Origin of the sequence: Psychromonas sp., from assembly GCF_041586535.1 — a bacterium.
In the GTDB taxonomy this organism is placed as follows: domain Bacteria; phylum Pseudomonadota; class Gammaproteobacteria; order Enterobacterales; family Psychromonadaceae; genus Psychromonas.
Map to the genome: position 1 here is coordinate 1 of NZ_JBFGZY010000085.1, position 18232 is coordinate 18232.

Genomic DNA, 18232 nt, shown 5'->3' on the forward strand with positions numbered 1-18232 from the left:
AAAAGAGTTCCCCGATATACATCGTTATCTATGGAATGGTGCGTTATGGTCTCCCAGTTACTTTGCCGGATCATGTGGCGGTGCTGCGCTAGATGTCCTGACGACTTATATCGAGCAACAAAATAGACCTAAGTAACGTTAGTGCTTCGCATCAATGATTTTCATCACCGCCATGAATGACGGTGTTTTTCATCTAAATGGATAAATTATGGGCATGTTCCATCAATAAATGGTGAGTGTTTCTGCATTGTCACTAAGGGATAAGTCTCTCAGATCAGGCTTATTTGATAGAAACAAACTATCCGAACTTGTTAATTGATTCCAACGAACATTTAAACCAGTTAGCAACTTATTTTCTTCTAGATTCAGCGTAATTAACTTGTTATCACTTAGATTTAAATATCTGAGATCTGTAAGAGTGCTAACATCGATTTCTTCTAACTGATTTCCTGCTATACCTAAATCAGTTAAAGCTATATTATTAACGAGGTCAATAGCCATTATTTTATTCTCATTTAGTTTGAGTCTTGTTAAACCTGTTAATAACTCAATACCATCGACATTTTCAATGCCTAAAGAATCACATTCCAAAATTGTTAATTCAGATAAGTCGTTCACCTCAAGGCTGTCACCATCAGTATTTTCTGCAACGATCTTATTGATAATACAATCAATAAAATTATCGTCAGTAAAGGCGTCACCTTGATCAGTAATAAGAGCTGTAGCTTTTACTGCCACAGGATCTTCAACGACCACAGGATCTTCTGATTGCTTATTTGGGGTACTGTTACTGTTACTGTCAGAACCACATCCTGTTAAAAGAAATAAGCAGAAGGCAAAGTTTAATGTGCCACAAAGTCTTTTCATGATTCGCTCCATTGTTCAAAAAATATTATCAAATATAAATCGCCAAAATAACTCACCAAGCAAAGTCGTCCATAAAAAAAACGACCTATCCTTTTGTATAATAAAATTACCTATTACAGCCAATATGCTAGAAGCGACTTGCAAAATAATCAAAAAAACTTCGCTATATTTGTGAACGTATTCTTATAAACACGTAAAGATCAGATGCATGTCAGACGGGGTTTCTGGTATGCCATTACACTACCGGTTTTTCACTAGTCCCAGAGTTCGTGTTGCTTTGCTTTGACTTGCTAAGGTAATAACTTGCCAATGTCAGTCACATCCTGTTTTGCTTATTACATGTATAGACATAAACCATATGGAACAGAGCCGATTTAATTAAGGTAAGCATAGAATAGAAGGCATACTCCCTGAGGTAAGTGATGAACAGTTGAAGGCTGCGTATTGTTTTGTAATGGGAGTCGAGCATATATCGATTGCTCGAAATAGCGCTATTTTATTCATAAACGGCTGGGTGTTTATCATGGCACTCGCGTATTAGGGAGGGAGTATTTCATATTCAAATAGTCAACGCACTCGGTGTTTTTCAAGGTAGTTGTATTAGACGAGAGAGGGACTGATAGTAATTGCCTGGGTGCACAATACGAGGGGGGGATGGAAATCGTTTGAAGACCTTGAGAACCGAGGAATCTACGGACATTGTAGTTGAAAAAATGTTTCGAGATGCGCTGGATAAAAGCAACCTGTTATCAAGTTCAGCGGAGTCACCTTATAAAATAAAAGTAGTAATAAAAAAGTTTGATTGTAGTTATTACTTTAATAGGGAAGCCCATGCTTACGTGAATGTCTCGCTTATTGATAGTTCTAATTCAAATGTATATTTTTTCAAAAGATTATAAAACAGATGAAGTGGAGGCAGGCCGCAGGGGGCCGGAATATTTGGTAATGTTGATACTCTCAGGAATCTTGCAGAGGCGGCAATGAACAAGACGATTGATAAGACACAGTCGGATGAAGAATTTACTAACGCACTGTTGTGGCAAGCGTTAACTTTTTAAATTGGTGTATTCTTGAGTTTGGAGGTTTTGAAGTCACCAGGATTCAGGGCGGTTGTTGATATATTGAGTTCAATTACTGTGATATTGGCGATAGTTACGGTAATGAGATTAGCATGGTTTGCTTTCGCCGACGTGCCGTCTTACGATTGAGTATGGATGTTGATTTTAGTGTAACGAATTTAACCCTTGGCAGATCGGGTTGAACCGCCGAGATAATGAGCTGTAACTAAAAATTGCTGCTATTCTTACTGAAAGGTTTGAGATATCCCAGCAAAGAAATATGTGAACAGTCGATGGCTGATTAGAAGCGAAATTCCCCCGGAGGCTCTGATGAATACAATTAACAAGGGCCGTTGGATTTCTGTTGGCCTTGTGTTTTTACTCGGACTGTCGGCTTGCGCCACTTCTCACACCTCTACGCCAATTGTTGCGGCAATGCAATACCTCCCGGAGCAAGGGGAGCACCTCATAAATCGCCATGCCCCAGTTTTCCTGATTGAAGAATACCTGACGGCACATAACCGTATAGGCGCGGTTCGTGCAGGTTCGGAAGGGAGTATCTGGATCGACCCGGACACTCCGATCCTGTACACCGAGCAACGTCAATTCTTCACCGCCAAGGCGAAATACACCAACCTTATCTACCGGATCCACTTTTCGAAAGTCCCAGCCGGTTTCTCTCCTTTCTACTTGACAGCCGGGAAGAATGTGGGCCTTATAGTGGTAATAACGCTCTCCCCGGACGGCCTTCCCCTGCTCTATACCATGGTTCACACCTGCGGTTGTTATCTGGCGTTCATACCGACCTCCAACCTGCCAGCCCATGCTTATCCCAATAATTGGAAGGCCGGGCATCAAACTGTTTTCGGTGAAACTCTCCCCACGGCTCTGAACTATGCTGCGTTATTGCCAGATAAACAGCAGGTTCAAATCAGAATTCGCCCTGATACGCATCGGATCATGGATGTCTGGCTGGCTTCAGAGGAAACAAGGGCAAAGTCAGTAATCACAGCTTCTCTACAGCCCCTTAGCAATTTAAAGCATCTCCAAACAGGGACTGGCCAACGCATATCGTTTTATGAAGATTCCGGCGCAAGGGCTGGATATGTAAAAGGCAGCTTTAAGTCGAGAGAAAGGTGGCTAATGAGTTGGTGGACAATGGATTGGAGGATTGGACAAGATAAATACCTGGGTGCACATAAACATGACGGTCCGGTTTTTTATACGAGCTTGAAACCCTGGGCCCGTAACGCCTCAGACATGCGTGATTTTGCCGGCTTTTTAAAATACTGGGGGTGGGGTTTGTAACCCGACCCGGTGGAGAGATCGTTTATTGATTCAATTTGTTAACTCCAATAAAGTATGACTCAAACCAATATTATCCGTGCGCATAACATTCGTAAAACCTGCCGCTTCAACAATCTCTAAAAAGTTTTCACTTCGGTAAAAGCGGCTATTTCCGTTTGCTAAGCAGGTGAAGTACAAAGAAATCGCGTTTAGGCTTAAAGTAGCAGCTTCGTATTTTTGTGTCTCCCAAAACAGCTCTAAAATATGGAGTCTTGCACTTTTGCTTATGGCCTTGCGTGCACGGGTGCTACCGAGGGGCTTTGGGGGAGGAACTAATCGGATTTTTAATAAGTTGGCTTTGGTAAAACTGAATAAGCAAATGCTTGTAGGTGCCTATCAAAACTTATTGACTAACCTCTTTTCTGAAAATTAATTTGCAGTTATTCAGCTCAATTACGCCATGTTTAAGCCTTAAATAGCTAAAGGTACTTGCAGTACAAGCAAGCAGGACGGATTTCTCATCCGTTGCTTGTCTCGGTATCTCGGTAGGACATTTTTCGAATATGCTCTAAGATTTTTTAGTTGGCGCAGCACTGTATCAGCATAACAGCCGAGCTCGAACATATACCAACAAAGTTTGCTAAACACCGTTGATAAAAAAAGCGCCATAAGTTAGGCCTGCACTGATTACAAATGTCGGGTGTATTTTAAATCGTTCTAAAGCTAAAGCGGATAAAATAAATAACAAAACGAAATGCACCGGGAAACTAACTAATCCATTGAACATCAGTTTATATGTTAAAACGGCCATAAGAACAGTAACGATAGGTAATACCCACTGCCCCATGAGTATTACTTTGGGTGACTCCCTATATTGGTAGAGCACCCGTAATGCAAAAATCATAATGAGCAATGTAGGAGCGACTGTGGCAAATACCGCAACAACTGCTCCAGTTACTCCCGCCATTTGGTAGCCAATATAACCTGCCATTTTAGTTGCAATTGGGCTCGGAAGTGCATTGCTTAAGGCGAGTATTTCAGAAAATTGATTGGTATCCAGCCATTGATAATGACCAACGACTTGGGCCTCAATGAGTGGAATGATTGCTGGCCCACCGCCATACCCGATGATATTTGGTATAAAGAAAGCGAGGAAAATATTAAGATAAATCATATTTTTTTATCCTTTGCTTTAATAGGAGTAAATAATGCGGTAATAAGAATGCTGCCGATGATTAAAGCTGGGTGAATCCCAACAATGTTTATCAAAATAAATGCAGCAACGCACATCGCTGTTGCCAGAATGAAGCCAATAGATTTATATCCTTTAATAAAGAAATCCCACGTAAGCTTGGTTAACATCCATGCGACAACAGGGATAATCCCTTTAGCCATTCCGATGACCCAAGGTTTATTTCGATACTCATTAAGTAAGGTTAAACTACATATTAGAAAAACTATTATTGGTACAGTGATGGCGATAATTGCTAAAAACATGCCGCTATAACCTGCTACTTTATAGCCAATATACCCTGCCATCTTTGTCGCTATTGGCCCTGGTAAAGTGTTGCCTATTGCTAAAACATTGGCAAACTCCTCCTCTTTCATCCATTTATATCTAACAACAACCTCGTTATGAACCAATGGGATCATGGTGGGACCACCACCAAACCCAAGAAGCCCTATTCGTATAAATGCAGAGAAAATATCAATTAGTATTTTCATAAGTTCCTTCTTATTTGTACAGTTAACGTGATGATGAATACTGGCTTTTACTATTTAATGATGGCTTGTGCAGAATAACGAATATGCTCTTCAAGTACTTTTAATGCTTCGGAGGTGTTCCTTTCAAGAGACAGTTCTTTTAGTTTAAGGTGGTATTGCACACTCTTACTGTGACTAAATTGAAAGGTAGCACTATATCGTCGATAACGATCAAATTGAGCATTCAGACTCTTTACAAAAAACAATAACCAAGGGGATTGTGAACCGGATAACAGCGCTTGATGAAAAGCCTCATGAACATCGTCTAATCGTTGAATATTTTCTTGGTTAACCTCTCCTTTTTCATGAATTAATTTTTCCTGCAAACTCAGCATGTGATAAGCGCCGACTACGCTGCTCTCCCATTCCATGTCACCTTTTAATAGTGACATTTCTAACGCCATACATTCGAGTTTTATACGTGTTTCAGTGATATCCTCAAAATCTGTTTGAGACATCTCTGGGACACGAAATCCTCGCTGTCCTGAGTTGATAAGTAATCGGCTTTCAGCTAATCGTGATAAGGCTTCACGAAGGGGGCTGTAGCTGACATTGTATCTTTCCTTTATCTCTTCTAGCTTAATTTTTTCACCACAGGGGTACACCCCTTGGATAATATCTTGCTTAAGCCCCTGATAAATCAGCTCTGAAGTTGTTTGATTTTGATTGCTCATAAACAAAAAAACCTACTTTTAATTAATATTATCGAGAAATATAGCATAAAACCCAAATAAATATATATAAATTAAAATATTGACAATGATATAAAATATCGATATTTTTTGTTGCAACCTTGTTAATGATGCTTTGATTGTTTATACATCTTCGATACGTACAAAAATATTGCCATAGGAGCCTACATGGAAAGGAATACGCTACTGGAAGTAAAGGATTTACGTTTGAGTGTTAATACTCATCAAGGGCAAGCTAATATTTTAGATGGGGTTAATTTCTGTCTTCGTGAAGGCAAAGTCACTTGTTTAGTTGGAGAAAGCGGATGCGGAAAAAGTATAACCTCTCTTACTATTATGGGATTGCAGCATCCTTTAGCAACAAATAAACAGAATTATTTACAGGCAAGTGGTGAAATTTTATTTCAAGGTGAAAACTTGCTTACAAAAAGTGACAAACAAATGGAAGCGCTGCGCGGTGAGCAAATAGCGATGGTTTTCCAAGAGCCGATGACCTCACTTAATCCTGTTTTGACTATTGGTGAGCAGCTTTCGGAAGCCGTTCGAACACACGCCCCTCATTTATCAGAAACCGATATTAAACAAAAAGTAAGCACCACGTTAGAAAAAGTAAATATATCGGGACAAGATCGATTTGATGAATACCCCTTTCAACTGTCCGGAGGGATGAGGCAGCGTATCATGATAGCCATGGCGCTCATTAATGATCCTAAATTACTTATTGCTGACGAACCGACAACTGCTCTTGATGTGACTGTCCAAGCACAAATTTTAAACCTTTTAAAAGATCTGCAAACTGATCATCAATCATCTATTTTATTTATTACTCATGATTTAGGGGTGGTAGCTGAAATTGCAGATGATGTCATTGTTATGTATGGAGGCCAAATTGTTGAAAGTGGCCCTGTCGAGGAGATATTTAGAGACCCTCAGCATCCTTATCTAATTGGTTTATTGAATTCTATTCCTCACTTTGGTGAGAAACTTACTCGATTACAGACTATCTCAGGGATGGTGCCCTCAGTTATTGCTATGCCTGAGGGATGCCGATTTCAAACACGTTGTCCTTTTGTCACTGATAAATGCACCGCAGCACCTATCCCGGTTAATCATATATCGGGACATGTAAGCCATTGTTGGTTTACGCCTTTAGAGGATAATTTTGATTTGCATAATTTAGTTCCGATATGTGATCAAATTAATAAAAATGAGGAGCTTCTGAATGTCATTTAATACCGCTGTTACTCAACAGCCTATTTTATCAGCTAAAAATTTAGTCAAAAAATTTTCGAGTGGTGGCTCGGTTCTTCATGCAACAAATGATGTTAGCTTTGATGTCTACCCAGGTGAAACATTAGCAATTGTAGGAGAGTCTGGTTGTGGTAAATCAACTTTAGGGAGAATGTTATTAAGGTTACATGAACCTAGTGCTGGGGATGTTAAGTATGAAGGTGAAAGTATTCTTAACTTAAATGGTGCAGAGATGAGAGGATTACGTAAAGATTTACAAATGATTTTTCAAGATCCTTTTGCCTCTTTAAACCCTCGAATGACCGTTTATAAAACATTGGCAGAGTCATTAAAAATACATCAAAAGTTAAGAGGGCAATCCTTACGTGAAGCTGTTTATGAGTTACTAGGGTTGGTTGGGTTATCTTCAACCCATGCCAATAGTTACCCTCAAGAGTTCAGTGGAGGTCAAAGACAAAGAATTGCAATTGCACGAGCATTAGCAAGTAAGCCTAAATTGATTATTGGAGATGAACCGGTCTCTGCTTTAGATGTTTCCGTACAAGCTCAAGTTATTAATTTACTGAATGACTTAAAAGCAAAGTTTGGGCTTACTCTTGTGCTTATTTCCCATGATTTATCTGTTATAGAACATATGTCTAATAGAGTGCTTGTAATGTATTTGGGAGAAGTGGTTGAAATGGGGACAACTGATGAAGTTTTTAATCATCCTCGTCATCCTTATACTCAAGCATTGTTATCTTCAATTCCGCATCCTATTCCTGGCTCTAAGAAGCTAAAAACCTTACCAGGCGAGTTACCTAACCCTAAAAACTTACCTGCCGGATGTTACTTCCGATCTCGTTGCCAACATGCAGGTCAACGCTGTAAACAAGAAAGACCACGGCTGGTAAACCTTGATGGTGCAACACAAGTTACGGGAGTTACATCACATCAAGTTGCATGTTTTATGCACAAAGATATTCCTGACTTTATTCCAATTAGATTTGAGGAGCATAAATCAAAGGACTATCAGACTAGACAAAAGCTTTACCAGTTTTATTCACAGAAAAAATAAAGGTTACATTCACTTCAAATTTATTTTTAAACCATTCATATAAGGATATAACATGAAATTGAAAACAACCCCTCTTCTACTAATGCTGGCGATGGCACCAATGTCTTATGCAAAAGATATAACAATAGGGCTTAATTCGGATCCGGACGCTTTAGACCCTGATTTAAGTCGAACTATGGTTGGCCGTGAAGTGTTTACCTCTTTATTCGACAAATTGATTGAAATTGATCAGCAATTAAACTTTGTTCCTATGTTGGCGACAAGTTGGGAGTGGACTGATGAAAACAAAGGCTTAATTCTAAAGCTTAAACAAGGCGTTGTTTTCCATGATGGTGCACCATTTAATGCACAAGCTGTAAAGTTTAATATTGAGCGCTCCATGAACCTTGATGGCTCTAGACGTAAAACAGAGCTTGCAATGGTTAATAATGTTGAGGTTTTAGATGAATACACGGTTAAACTTAATTTAATACAACCATTTATCCCTTTATTAGCAACGCTCGCCGATCGTTCTGGCATGATGGTTTCTCCTCTCGCTGCTGAAAAGCAAGGTAAAAACTTTAGCCAAAACCCTATTGGAAGTGGCCCTTATCAATTCGATAGTCGAGTTCCACAGGATCGTATTGTTCTGGATAAATTTAAAGGCTACTGGGAAAGCGAACATTATCATTTCAATAAAGTTACTTTTTTACCTTTACCTGATTCAACGATTCGCTTAGCAAATCTAAAATCTGGGCAGGTTGATATTGCTGAACGTATTACCCCTACAGATGTGGAAAGCGTTATTTCAGATAGCAATCTTCATTTATTAGAATCGTCTGGCCTAGGTTATAACACCATAACGTTTAACCTTGGGTATGGTGAGAATAAAGATAAAGATATGGTTGTTAAAAAACCTTTAGTTCGTGAAGCATTTGAATATGCTATTGATCGTAATATTATTAATCAGGTCGTTTTTTCTAATCAATATGTACCTGATAACCAATGGGTTTCACCTGAAAGCATTTTTTACGCTAAGGATATTAAAGTCCCCACAAGAAATATTGAAAAAGCTAAGTCGTTATTAAAAGAAGCTGGTTATGACAGCGTCAATATTGAACTAGCTATCGCTAATACAACTGAAGCAACGCAGCTTGGTCAGGTTATTCAGGCAATGGCTGGTGAAGCAGGTATAAACCTTACTTTAAAAACTATGGATAATGCAACTGTACTTGATGCAAAAACAAGAGGTGCGTATGAAGCGACTATTGCAGCTTGGAGTGGTCGAGTTGATCCGGATAGCAATATCTATTCATTTTATGGTGAAGGAGGCCCGCTAAATGAGAATGGCTTTAATGATAAAGAAATTCAAGGGATGTTGGTTGAAGCTAGAAGTGAATCTGATGTCGAAAAGCGTAAAAAATTATATGCAACGGCAATGAAAAAAGTATTAGAGCAGAGACCTCAGTTGTATTTATACCATCCTAAATGGCAATGGGGGGTTTCAAATAAGATAGAAGGTTTCAAGCCTTATGCCGATGGAATGCCTCGTTTACGTGATGTGAAATAATTAGGCTCAAAATGAGAGGGGGTCCCTCTCTTCACTTGACAAGGATAGCCGATGCTAAAATTTATTATAAATCGTATCTATATAGCGATCCCCACTTTATTTCTGATCTCTTTTTTTATTTTTGGATTACAGAAATTGATGCCTGGAGATCCTGCTTTAATGTTAGCAGGGGAAGATCGTAGCCCTGAAGCCATTAATTATATACGTGAACTGTATCATTTAAATGAGCCCTTTATAGTGCAATACCTTTATTGGTTAGGCGACGTATTACAAGGTGATTTTGGCACATCGATTAGGAGTGACGAATCAGTAATGGACTTATTATTGTTGAAATTGCCAGTAACAATAGAGCTGAGCATTTTATCAATGTTATTTGCCATTCTAATCAGTATTCCCATGAGCATTATCGCAGCCGTTAAAAAAAATTCAGGTTGGGATTTTTCATCTAGTATCTTTGCCCTAATTGGACAGTCTATTCCAAATTTTTGGCTTGGTTTTATGATGATATTACTAGTATCTGTTCATTGGGGGATATTGCCAGCTTCTGGTTATGTTAGCCCTTTTGAAAGCTTGTCTCAAAATATACAAACAATGATTATGCCGGCTTTTGTATTAGGTACTGGCCTGGCCGCTACAATATTTCGTCATTCAAGAGGGGCAATGTTAGAAGTGTTAGCCGCAGACTTTATTCGGACGGCTAGAGCCAAAGGCGTTAAGCGAAAAACTATTTATCTAAAACACGCATTACGTAATGCTTTGATTCCTGTAGTAACTATGATCACTATTCAGTTTGGTGAATTATTAGGTGGGGCGGTACTAACGGAGCAAGTTTTTACCATTCCCGGTCTTGGTAAGTTGATTGTTGACTCTGTCTATAATCGTGATTTTCCTGTGGTACAAGGCATTGTAATGTTTTCGGCTTTGATGTTCATTTTTAGCAATATCATTGCTGATAGTGCTTATTACTTACTTGATCCTAAATTACGCCATAGAGAGGTTAGCTAATGACTGCTTCAGTTTACTCAACGCAATTAAATGCAAGTTTATTTTCTCGGTGGTCTCAGAATAGATCCTGGAAAAAATTTAACAAAAATCCTGTTGGTTGGTTTGGCTTAATTATTATCGTTACATTTATACTCTTAGCTATTTTTGCACCATTACTAGCTAATTATGATCCGGTAAAAACGAATTGGATGGCTGTTAGGCAAGCTCCGTCGTTAGAATATTGGTTAGGTACCGATGAGATTGGACGAGATATATATAGTCGTTTGTTATATGGCGCTCGTGCTTCTTTAATGGCAGGTTTCTTTTCGGTCGTTATTGCTTTCATGATTGGTGTGCCATTAGGCATGATGGCGGGTTATTTTGGGGGACGTATAGATACAGTTATATCTCGTTGTTCAGAAGCAGTGATGGCAATACCATCATTAATTTTAGCCATTTCATTAGCCGCAGCTCTTGGAGCTAGTCTGGTTAATGCAATGATCGCGATTGGTATTGCAAATGTACCCTTATTTATTCGTCTGACGCGTGGTCAAGTATTATCAACTAAGTATATGGAGTATGTGGAAGCTGCACATTCAATAGGTGTTTCTCATTTAGGTATATTGGTTAAGTACATTTTCCCTAATATTGTAGCTCCTTTATTTATTCAGGTTACCTTGTCATTAGCGAGTGCAATTATTGCGGAGTCTAGTTTGTCGTTTTTAGGACTAGGTCAGCAAGCTCCAGATCCAAGTTGGGGCAGTATGCTTAACTCAGCAAAAGGTTTTTTAACACAAGCACCATGGATGGCCATTTGGCCTGGCTTGGCAATTTTTACAATTGTATTGGCATTTAATTTATTTGGTGATGCTCTTCGAGATGCATTTGATCCAAAATAAAAAGGATATTCTATGAATTTACACTCAACTTTATACCCATTCGCATCACAGAGAAATGCTGTCTATAGCACTAATGGAATGGTTGCAACTTCTCAGCCTTTAGCTGCACAAGCAGGATTAAGTATTTTGCAGAAAGGGGGGAATGCTGTTGATGCCGCGATTGCTGTGGCAGCGACATTAACTGTCGTTGAACCAACTTCAAATGGTATTGGCGGTGATGCTTTTGCATTAGTTTGGATGAAAGATAAGCTGCATGGGCTAAATGCGAGTGGAATGTCGCCTGAGTCGATTTCTATTGAAGCTCTTAAAGAGAAAGGGATGTTGGAAATGCCCGCATATGGTTGGACACCAGTAACGGTTCCTGGTGCCCCTTCTGCTTGGGCTGCCTTAAGTCAGCGTTGGGGGAAACTATCATTATTGGACTGTTTAGCTCCAGCAATAAAACATGCAACAGAAGGGTTTCCTGTCAGTCCTACACTAGCTAAATTTTGGAAAAAAGCATTTGATAAGTTTGCGCCACTTAGAAAAGGGGAGGGAGGGGATATTTATCAAGAGTGGTTGAATACCTTTGCGCCAGAAGGTAAAGCACCTGAATTAGGAGAGGTCTGGAGATCGCCTGATCATGCTAAAACACTGCGTCTGATAGGGGAAACGAATGGCGAAGCTTTTTATAAAGGAGAATTAGCAGAGGCTATTTGTGATGCTGCTAAAGCAAATAATGCTTTTTTATCTGCAACGGATTTATTCGAACATAAGGTCGACTGGGTTGATCCAGTAAATATTAACTATAACGGTTATGATATATGGGAAATACCACCTAGTGGCCAAGGCACAGTTGCTTTAATGGCTTTAAATATTATGAAGCAATTTAACTACCAAAAAAATAATGACGTAGATAATATACATAAACAAATTGAAGCGATGAAGTTAGCATTTGCAGATGGGTTATATCACATTACCGATGAACGAGATATGAAAGTGAGTGTTGATGATCTCTTAGATGAAACTTATGCTAAAACGAGAGCTCAGCTTATTACTGAAGAGGCTCAGGAGCATTGTCCCGGAGACCCTAAATCTAGCGGGACAGTGTACTTAGCGACTGCAGATAATGAAGGCAATATGGTTTCATTTATTCAAAGTAATTATATGGGATTTGGCTCAGGTATAGTTGTGCCTGGAACTGGAATAGCGCTTCAGAACAGAGGACATACTTTCTCCCTTGATCCAAACCATGTTAATTGTCTCAAAGGAAAAAAACGAACTTACCATACTATTATCCCGGGCTTTATCACCAAAGATGATAAAGCCGTTGGTCCATTTGGTGTAATGGGTGGGTTTATGCAACCTCAAGGCCACATGCAAGTTGCGATGAATTTAATTGATTTTGGATTAAACCCTCAATCTGCTTTAGATGCCCCACGCTGGCAGTGGATCAAAGGAAATCAGGTATCTGTTGAACAATCTATGCCGTCTTATGTCATTCAATCTTTGATTGAACGAGGGCATGACGTTTCAATTGCTCGAGATAATGGGAGTTTTGGGCGAGGTCAAATAATATTACGGGAGGCTGATAGTCCAGTTCTGGTTGGAGGAACTGAATATAGAACGGATGGTGCTGTGGTCGGTTATTAAAAGGTATAGTCAGGTAAGAGAGTAGGTATTTACCTGTACCAGTTCAGTAAAACTTTGATGCCGAAACACACCTAAACTGTATTAAACCCCAAATAACCTAAGTTATTTGAAACAATGAGTTATGTCTCCTACTCTGTTAGAGTAACCAGTAACCAGTAACCAGTAACCAGTAACCAGTAACCAGTAATTAGGAGATTCCAAATCCGTATGTTGGGAGTTCGAATCCCTCCACCCCTGCCTCATTATATATGAAGCCTCGACAATTTATTGTTGAGGCTTTGTTTTTTTCTAAGGTAATCAAAATGTTAGTGTCAATGCACCTTAAGTTATCAGATCCTTATCTCCCTGTTTTATGCCTTTCAAATATCTTATTCTGGTCCATATCCGGTACTTCACGTGCAGATTCTGTGCACAACGAGATCCCATGCTTTACAACAGATGCAAAAACAATCCAGGTTGGTTTTTAGTATTGACAATGAGTGCTGGTGGGCTGTTTCTGGTACAGGTCTGGTCCATTTTCGGGCTTTTGGGTGTGATTTTGAGGAGAACTGTGCTGATGGCGAGAGGTTTATGTTATTTTTTCGTAACGTTAAGCGACTAATACACATACTTGATAAGGCGTTAACCTTATCTGTCATTTCACGAATCTATTTCGGTGCAATGTCGGTGTAAGGAATTTAACAAAACTAAAAATAAATCTTTGCACCTACCCACTTATAGGTTATTATCTATGCTGCTCTGTAATTAAGAGTTATTAATGAAATTGTAAAGTCCAAGTTACTCCCTCAGATACATCTTCGTCATTGTTGTTGTCCTTAGTGTTTCCCTTTTAGCTTCATGTCACATTCAATAATTCAGCTCTCAGCGCATCGCATTTTTTAGCGATATTTTTTAATGAATTTCTATAAGGGACACAATATGTCTAATTCAACTAATGGTTTAGTAAAATGGTTTAACGAAGATAAAGGTTTTGGCTTTATCACTCAAGATAATGGCGGTGCAGACGTATTTGTTCACTTCCGTGCCATCGCATCAGAAGGCTTCAAAACACTTGCTGAAGGGCAAAAAGTGTCTTTTGAAGTTGAGCAAGGCCCAAAAGGCCTGCAAGCTGCAAATGTAATTGCAGTATAAATTTAATGCTTATACCCAATCTATTTCCAGATGCAAAATCATCAGGTCGATAGGCTAGCTTATTAAAATAGAAGGGGTGTATATAAGTAGATATTGATGAAGCAACGTCTACTTTAATTTGTCTCTACAATAAATAGATATAGAACCAAAATAATAACTTACATTACTCTCTGCAAATATTAACACCGCTTACACTCATCTTTTATGTGTCATGACGTTTAACATTTCCCTCATCAGAGAATGATAAATAAGATTATTCCGGTTTATTAAAATAATACAAATAAGGATACTTATGGCTCGCTCAACGGGTAGAAAAAGATTTTGGTTTCAACAAAAAAACGAAGAAAATAAAATAGAAACAACGGGTAAAATTACCGGCTTGAAAAACAATTAAATATACATGCTTGAGTGCGCAACTCCGGTTAGTTATACCCATGCTACTTCAAGATGACAAAGAATCTTGAAGTAGCATGGGTATATAATTAGGGCATGGAAAATTGCTAAATTTATTATAACTTACTCAAGTAAGTTATAATAAATACCTAACTAATCGTTAAACTCTCTGCGCGCTATTTAATAAAAATTTAAACGACAACACCTATACTCATCAAACTTCACCGCTGCAATAAATTCGTCTGCCAGTAAAAAATAAAGTAACTACTCAGCACCCCATTAACATTTTTGATAATTTATAAAAGATCAAAAAAGATCGGCTTGCCTGATCCTTTTTATCCATTATGCTAACCACTTTCCTGCTATTGGCGTTATGACACCGAATGAAAGTAAGTGGTATCGATATTGGGAGTAATATCGAAAAGATTAAACAACCAATAGAAGCCGATAACACACTGTCGCCTTCTATGCGCACAACGTTAGATTTATTACTGCTTATCGTTAATTTGCTCTGCCAACGTCTTGGGCTGAATAGAGAGATCTTAAATACAGCCCCGGCGATGACTCTTAATTTGCTGCGATGCAAAGCGGAAGAAGCGATTTTTAGGCGCTCCCGAAGGGCTCTCGCTGGTGCTGTTTTTTTAACTATATGGCGCTCTAGTAGCGATTTGTTGAAATACCAACAAAGCAAGTTAAACCAAGTTAAACCAAGTCAAACCTGCCCAGACTGCGGAGCTAAGAAGAAAAAGACCTTAGCTGAGCGCTGCCACTCCTGCGGGTGTGGCTGTGAAAAGCCACGCGATGTAGCCAGTGCGCAAGTTAATTTAAACTGGGCGTTAGGTACTCAGGCGGGGAACCCGCCTAAAAGAGTAGCTTAGGTTATTCTTTTGAAACTCCTTCAAAATCTAACGAGCTTTAGCGAGTTAATTTAGTGGGGGTTGTTCATCAATTAACTATCGAAGGTGAGTCGTGAATCCGAAAAAAGTTCATAATGTGCTTGGTCTTATACTCTTGCTTCCACTGTTGGGGTGGATATGTACCGGTGTAGTCTTCTTGATTAAGCCCGGGTATGCGGGAGCATATGAGCAGATTAGCCCTAAGCTATACGAAATTGAAGCGGGAGAGATTATATCTCCTCAAAAATCCTGGAAGGAAATTCGCTTTTTCAGAACGATATTGGGTAAACACCTTCTGGTCAAAGTTGATGGAGAGTGGCAGCAATTAGATTCAGAGAGTTTAGAGCTTAAGCCAAGGCCAGGTAAGGAGCAGGAAGTCCTATTATTGTCCGATGCTATTAGTCATCATTATGAAAGGTATGGGAGTATTGAAAAAGAACAGGGCGATATCTACATTACCTCAACGGGTGTTGAGTTGAGCTTAAATTGGAATACGCTGAGTATTTCTCAGAAAGGAAAAGATACAAAATTAATTGGGACGCTGTATCAAATACATTACTTACAATGGTTTGGAAATAAGCAGGCTAATACTGTATTGGGAATAACCGGCCTGTTAGCTCTGTCATTGCTTGTTTACTATGGCGTTGTATCATATCTGCGAAGAAGAAAGGGCCTCACCTAACAAAAAGTTTATTCTGCTTCGCAAAAACACCTTCACTGGCAACTGGAGGATTGGTACTTTCGGGGCAATCAAAAAATTTTCTCAGATGTCTTGAAGCCTTAGCTAAATAACCTCCTGTTTTGCACCACTCCCAGATCACCATGTAGTGCGATTTTTACGGGTAGAAAATGGTCGCTCTGACTGTCCTAAAAATGTAATATTATTCACTTAAACTGCATCATAAACTCAAAAAATAAGGTTCTTATGCCTGATACTTTTCAGCACGATTACGATTTTGACCCGAGTTACGGTTACGATATTCAGCGATTACTGAAAGTTGAAACGGGTAAAGCGCCGGTGGATTTCGCCGAGTTTTGGCAGAATAAATATCAGCAGGCACTGCAAGTAAAGCCTTATTTGAGCCTTCAGGACACGGGCAAGGTACACAACAGCTGGCGTATTTACGACTGTTATTATGACTCGACAGAGGGCATACGGATTGGTGGCTGGCTATTGCTCCCGACTGAAGGCAGAGTTGATAAAGCAATCGTCTGGGCGCATGGGTATGGAGGGGTAGACCAGCCAGACTCAAGCTGGCAGCTTGAAAATACCGCGCTGCTGATACCCTGCATCAGAGGGATAGGGCGGAGTGCCAAAGCGTCTATATCCAATGATCCATACTGGCATGTGCTCCACAACATACAAGACAAGCACCAGTATATAATTGCTGGCTGTGTTCAGGATCTTTGGTGTGCAGTTTCGGCACTGCTTAACCTATTTCCCCAGGTTAAGGGGCATATTGGGTTAATCGGCACTAGTTTTGGTGGTGGTTTGGGCGTTCTTGCCAGTGCTTTTGATAAACGAATCTGTCGCAGTCATTTCCATGTACCTGCTTTTGGTAACGCGCAGCTTCGTATGACACTACAAACAGTCGGCAGCACCAAGGCATTGCTGGATTTTGCGAAAGAGCACCCAGAGGTGATCTCTGAAACCCTTCCTTATTTTGATGCGTCTGTCGCAGCTCGTTATCTGGTGCAGCCGACCCATTGGGCGCTGGGAACCTTTGATCCGGTTGTCGCTCCCCCCGGACAATTTAGTATATATAATTCCTGCACCAGTCAAAAGCAGCTTTACCTGCTTCAAGCCGGGCACTTTGTTTACCGGGGCGCTGGCAAACAACGACGGGAGTTGCGCCGAATCATCGAAAACTTTTTTGCTATTCTAGGAGTTGATAATGCATCGTGAGTACCACAATTGGTGGAGTCCTAACCTAAACCGTAATATGGAACTGTTAATCTTTGGCCATGGTGGCGCAAAGGTATTGGTCTTTCCTACCCGAGATGGGGGATTCCTGGAATATGAACAACTCGGGCTGGTGAATTCTATCGCAGAAAAGATCAATGCCGGTCAACTTCAGCTTTATTGCGTGGATAGCGTTGATGTCGAAAGCATGTATTGTTTCTGGGCTCACCCCCACGGACGAATTACCCGTCACCAGCAGTACGAGGAGTACATTCTGCAGGAGGTATTGCCGCTGATGGCACAAAAAAATGATCACCCCTGCACTATCTCACACGGCTGTTCTCTTGGTGCGTATCACGCGGCAAATATTTTTTTCCGTCATCCGCATCTGTTTTCGAAACTGGCTGCATTTTCAGGGCGTTACGATCTGACCTGGGAGGTCGAGTCCTTTAATAACTTGTTCGACGGCTTCTATAACGAAGATATCTACTACCATACACCAGCCCATTTCCTGAAAAATCTTGATTGCCCGGACAGGATCCAAAATATTGCCAATAGCGATATTGTCTTTACCATCGGCAAGCAGGATCCTTTCTTACAAAACAACCACCTTCTCAGCGAAATTCTCAACGATAAGGGAGTTTCCCATCGTATGTATGAATGGGATGGCCGGGCTCACCGGGGACGGTATTGGCGACAAATGGTGCCTTTATATTTGTAGTTGATTATTTGAAGCTCACCCAGCTAAAGCAAGGTGATTCTTGTCGTCAACGGTTTAAGCATTGCAACATTAAGTTGCGTTAGTCTTCTAAAACCTCTTACAAGCGTTTAACGTGTCGGCACTACCTGCCGCCACGAATTTTTAAGCG

General features: G+C 40.0%; 17 protein-coding genes. 13 read left to right on the forward strand and 4 right to left on the reverse strand.

What is annotated here, in order from left to right; genetic code table 11:
* On the forward strand, nucleotides 1-136 hold a 136-nt coding region (locus tag ABZA00_RS10595; RefSeq protein ID WP_372882153.1), incomplete at its 5' end, for a transposase.
* Between the two features lie 86 nt (nucleotides 137-222).
* Here ABZA00_RS10595 and ABZA00_RS10600 read toward each other — a convergent pair.
* Entirely contained in the window at nucleotides 223-867 is a 645-nt protein-coding gene (locus tag ABZA00_RS10600; RefSeq protein ID WP_372882137.1) for a hypothetical protein, read from the reverse strand.
* Between the two features lie 1388 nt (nucleotides 868-2255).
* On the opposite strand from ABZA00_RS10600, the gene ABZA00_RS10605 reads away from it, so the two are divergent.
* Nucleotides 2256-3233 carry a hypothetical protein gene (locus ABZA00_RS10605; protein ID WP_372882138.1) on the forward strand — a complete coding sequence of 326 codons (978 nt, stop codon included), beginning with the start codon at nucleotides 2256-2258 and terminating at the stop codon, nucleotides 3231-3233.
* 619 nt (nucleotides 3234-3852) lie between these two features.
* Here ABZA00_RS10605 and ABZA00_RS10610 read toward each other — a convergent pair.
* Genes ABZA00_RS10610 through ABZA00_RS10620 form a run of 3 tightly spaced genes read right to left on the reverse strand, consistent with a single transcriptional unit; the run spans nucleotide 3853 to nucleotide 5650 of the window.
* Nucleotides 3853-4386, reverse strand: a complete 534-nt coding sequence (locus ABZA00_RS10610) for a chromate transporter (protein ID WP_372882139.1) — start codon at nucleotides 4384-4386, stop codon at nucleotides 3853-3855.
* On the reverse strand, nucleotides 4383-4937 hold the full coding sequence (locus ABZA00_RS10615; protein ID WP_372882140.1) for a chromate transporter: 555 nt from the start codon (nucleotides 4935-4937) through the stop codon (nucleotides 4383-4385). Before ABZA00_RS10615 ends, ABZA00_RS10610 begins: the two co-directional genes overlap by 4 nt.
* A 50-nt stretch (nucleotides 4938-4987) precedes the next feature.
* On the reverse strand, nucleotides 4988-5650 hold the full coding sequence (locus ABZA00_RS10620) for a GntR family transcriptional regulator (protein ID WP_372882141.1): 663 nt from the start codon (nucleotides 5648-5650) through the stop codon (nucleotides 4988-4990).
* Between the two features lie 186 nt (nucleotides 5651-5836).
* Here ABZA00_RS10620 and ABZA00_RS10625 point away from each other — a divergent pair, with 186 nt between their 5' ends.
* The 11 genes from ABZA00_RS10625 to ABZA00_RS10675 all read left to right on the forward strand — a co-directional run bounded on the left by ABZA00_RS10625 (nucleotide 5837) and on the right by ABZA00_RS10675 (nucleotide 18084).
* Nucleotides 5837-6901, forward strand: a complete 1065-nt coding sequence (locus ABZA00_RS10625) for an ABC transporter ATP-binding protein (RefSeq protein ID WP_372882142.1) — start codon at nucleotides 5837-5839, stop codon at nucleotides 6899-6901.
* Nucleotides 6891-7976 (forward strand): ABC transporter ATP-binding protein, encoded by a 1086-nt coding sequence (locus tag ABZA00_RS10630; RefSeq protein WP_372882143.1) that lies wholly within the window; start codon nucleotides 6891-6893, stop codon nucleotides 7974-7976. Before ABZA00_RS10625 ends, ABZA00_RS10630 begins: the two co-directional genes overlap by 11 nt.
* A 52-nt stretch (nucleotides 7977-8028) precedes the next feature.
* A complete protein-coding gene (locus tag ABZA00_RS10635) occupies nucleotides 8029-9525 on the forward strand; it encodes an ABC transporter substrate-binding protein (RefSeq protein WP_372882144.1) in 1497 nt (498 codons plus the stop codon).
* Between the two features lie 51 nt (nucleotides 9526-9576).
* Complete coding sequence (locus tag ABZA00_RS10640; RefSeq protein WP_372882145.1) at nucleotides 9577-10530, forward strand: ABC transporter permease; 954 nt, start codon at nucleotides 9577-9579, stop codon at nucleotides 10528-10530.
* On the forward strand, nucleotides 10530-11408 hold the full coding sequence (locus ABZA00_RS10645; protein WP_372882146.1) for an ABC transporter permease: 879 nt from the start codon (nucleotides 10530-10532) through the stop codon (nucleotides 11406-11408). Before ABZA00_RS10640 ends, ABZA00_RS10645 begins: the two co-directional genes overlap by 1 nt.
* Before the next feature lie 12 nt (nucleotides 11409-11420).
* Nucleotides 11421-13040 carry a gamma-glutamyltransferase family protein gene (locus ABZA00_RS10650; protein WP_372882147.1) on the forward strand — a complete coding sequence of 540 codons (1620 nt, stop codon included), beginning with the start codon at nucleotides 11421-11423 and terminating at the stop codon, nucleotides 13038-13040.
* Nucleotides 13041-13958: 918 nt separating this feature from the next.
* Nucleotides 13959-14171, forward strand: coding sequence for a cold-shock protein (locus ABZA00_RS10655; RefSeq protein WP_372882148.1), 213 nt, complete (start codon nucleotides 13959-13961; stop codon nucleotides 14169-14171).
* Nucleotides 14172-14947: 776 nt separating this feature from the next.
* A complete protein-coding gene (locus ABZA00_RS10660) occupies nucleotides 14948-15442 on the forward strand; it encodes a hypothetical protein (protein WP_372882149.1) in 495 nt (164 codons plus the stop codon).
* Nucleotides 15443-15533: 91 nt separating this feature from the next.
* Entirely contained in the window at nucleotides 15534-16142 is a 609-nt protein-coding gene (locus tag ABZA00_RS10665; protein WP_372882150.1) for a PepSY domain-containing protein, read from the forward strand.
* Nucleotides 16143-16385: 243 nt separating this feature from the next.
* Entirely contained in the window at nucleotides 16386-17366 is a 981-nt protein-coding gene (locus ABZA00_RS10670) for an acetylxylan esterase (RefSeq protein ID WP_372882151.1), read from the forward strand.
* On the forward strand, nucleotides 17356-18084 hold the full coding sequence (locus ABZA00_RS10675; protein WP_372882152.1) for an esterase family protein: 729 nt from the start codon (nucleotides 17356-17358) through the stop codon (nucleotides 18082-18084). The genes ABZA00_RS10670 and ABZA00_RS10675 overlap by 11 nt, the downstream gene beginning before the upstream one ends.
* Nucleotides 18085-18232 lie beyond the last annotated feature (148 nt).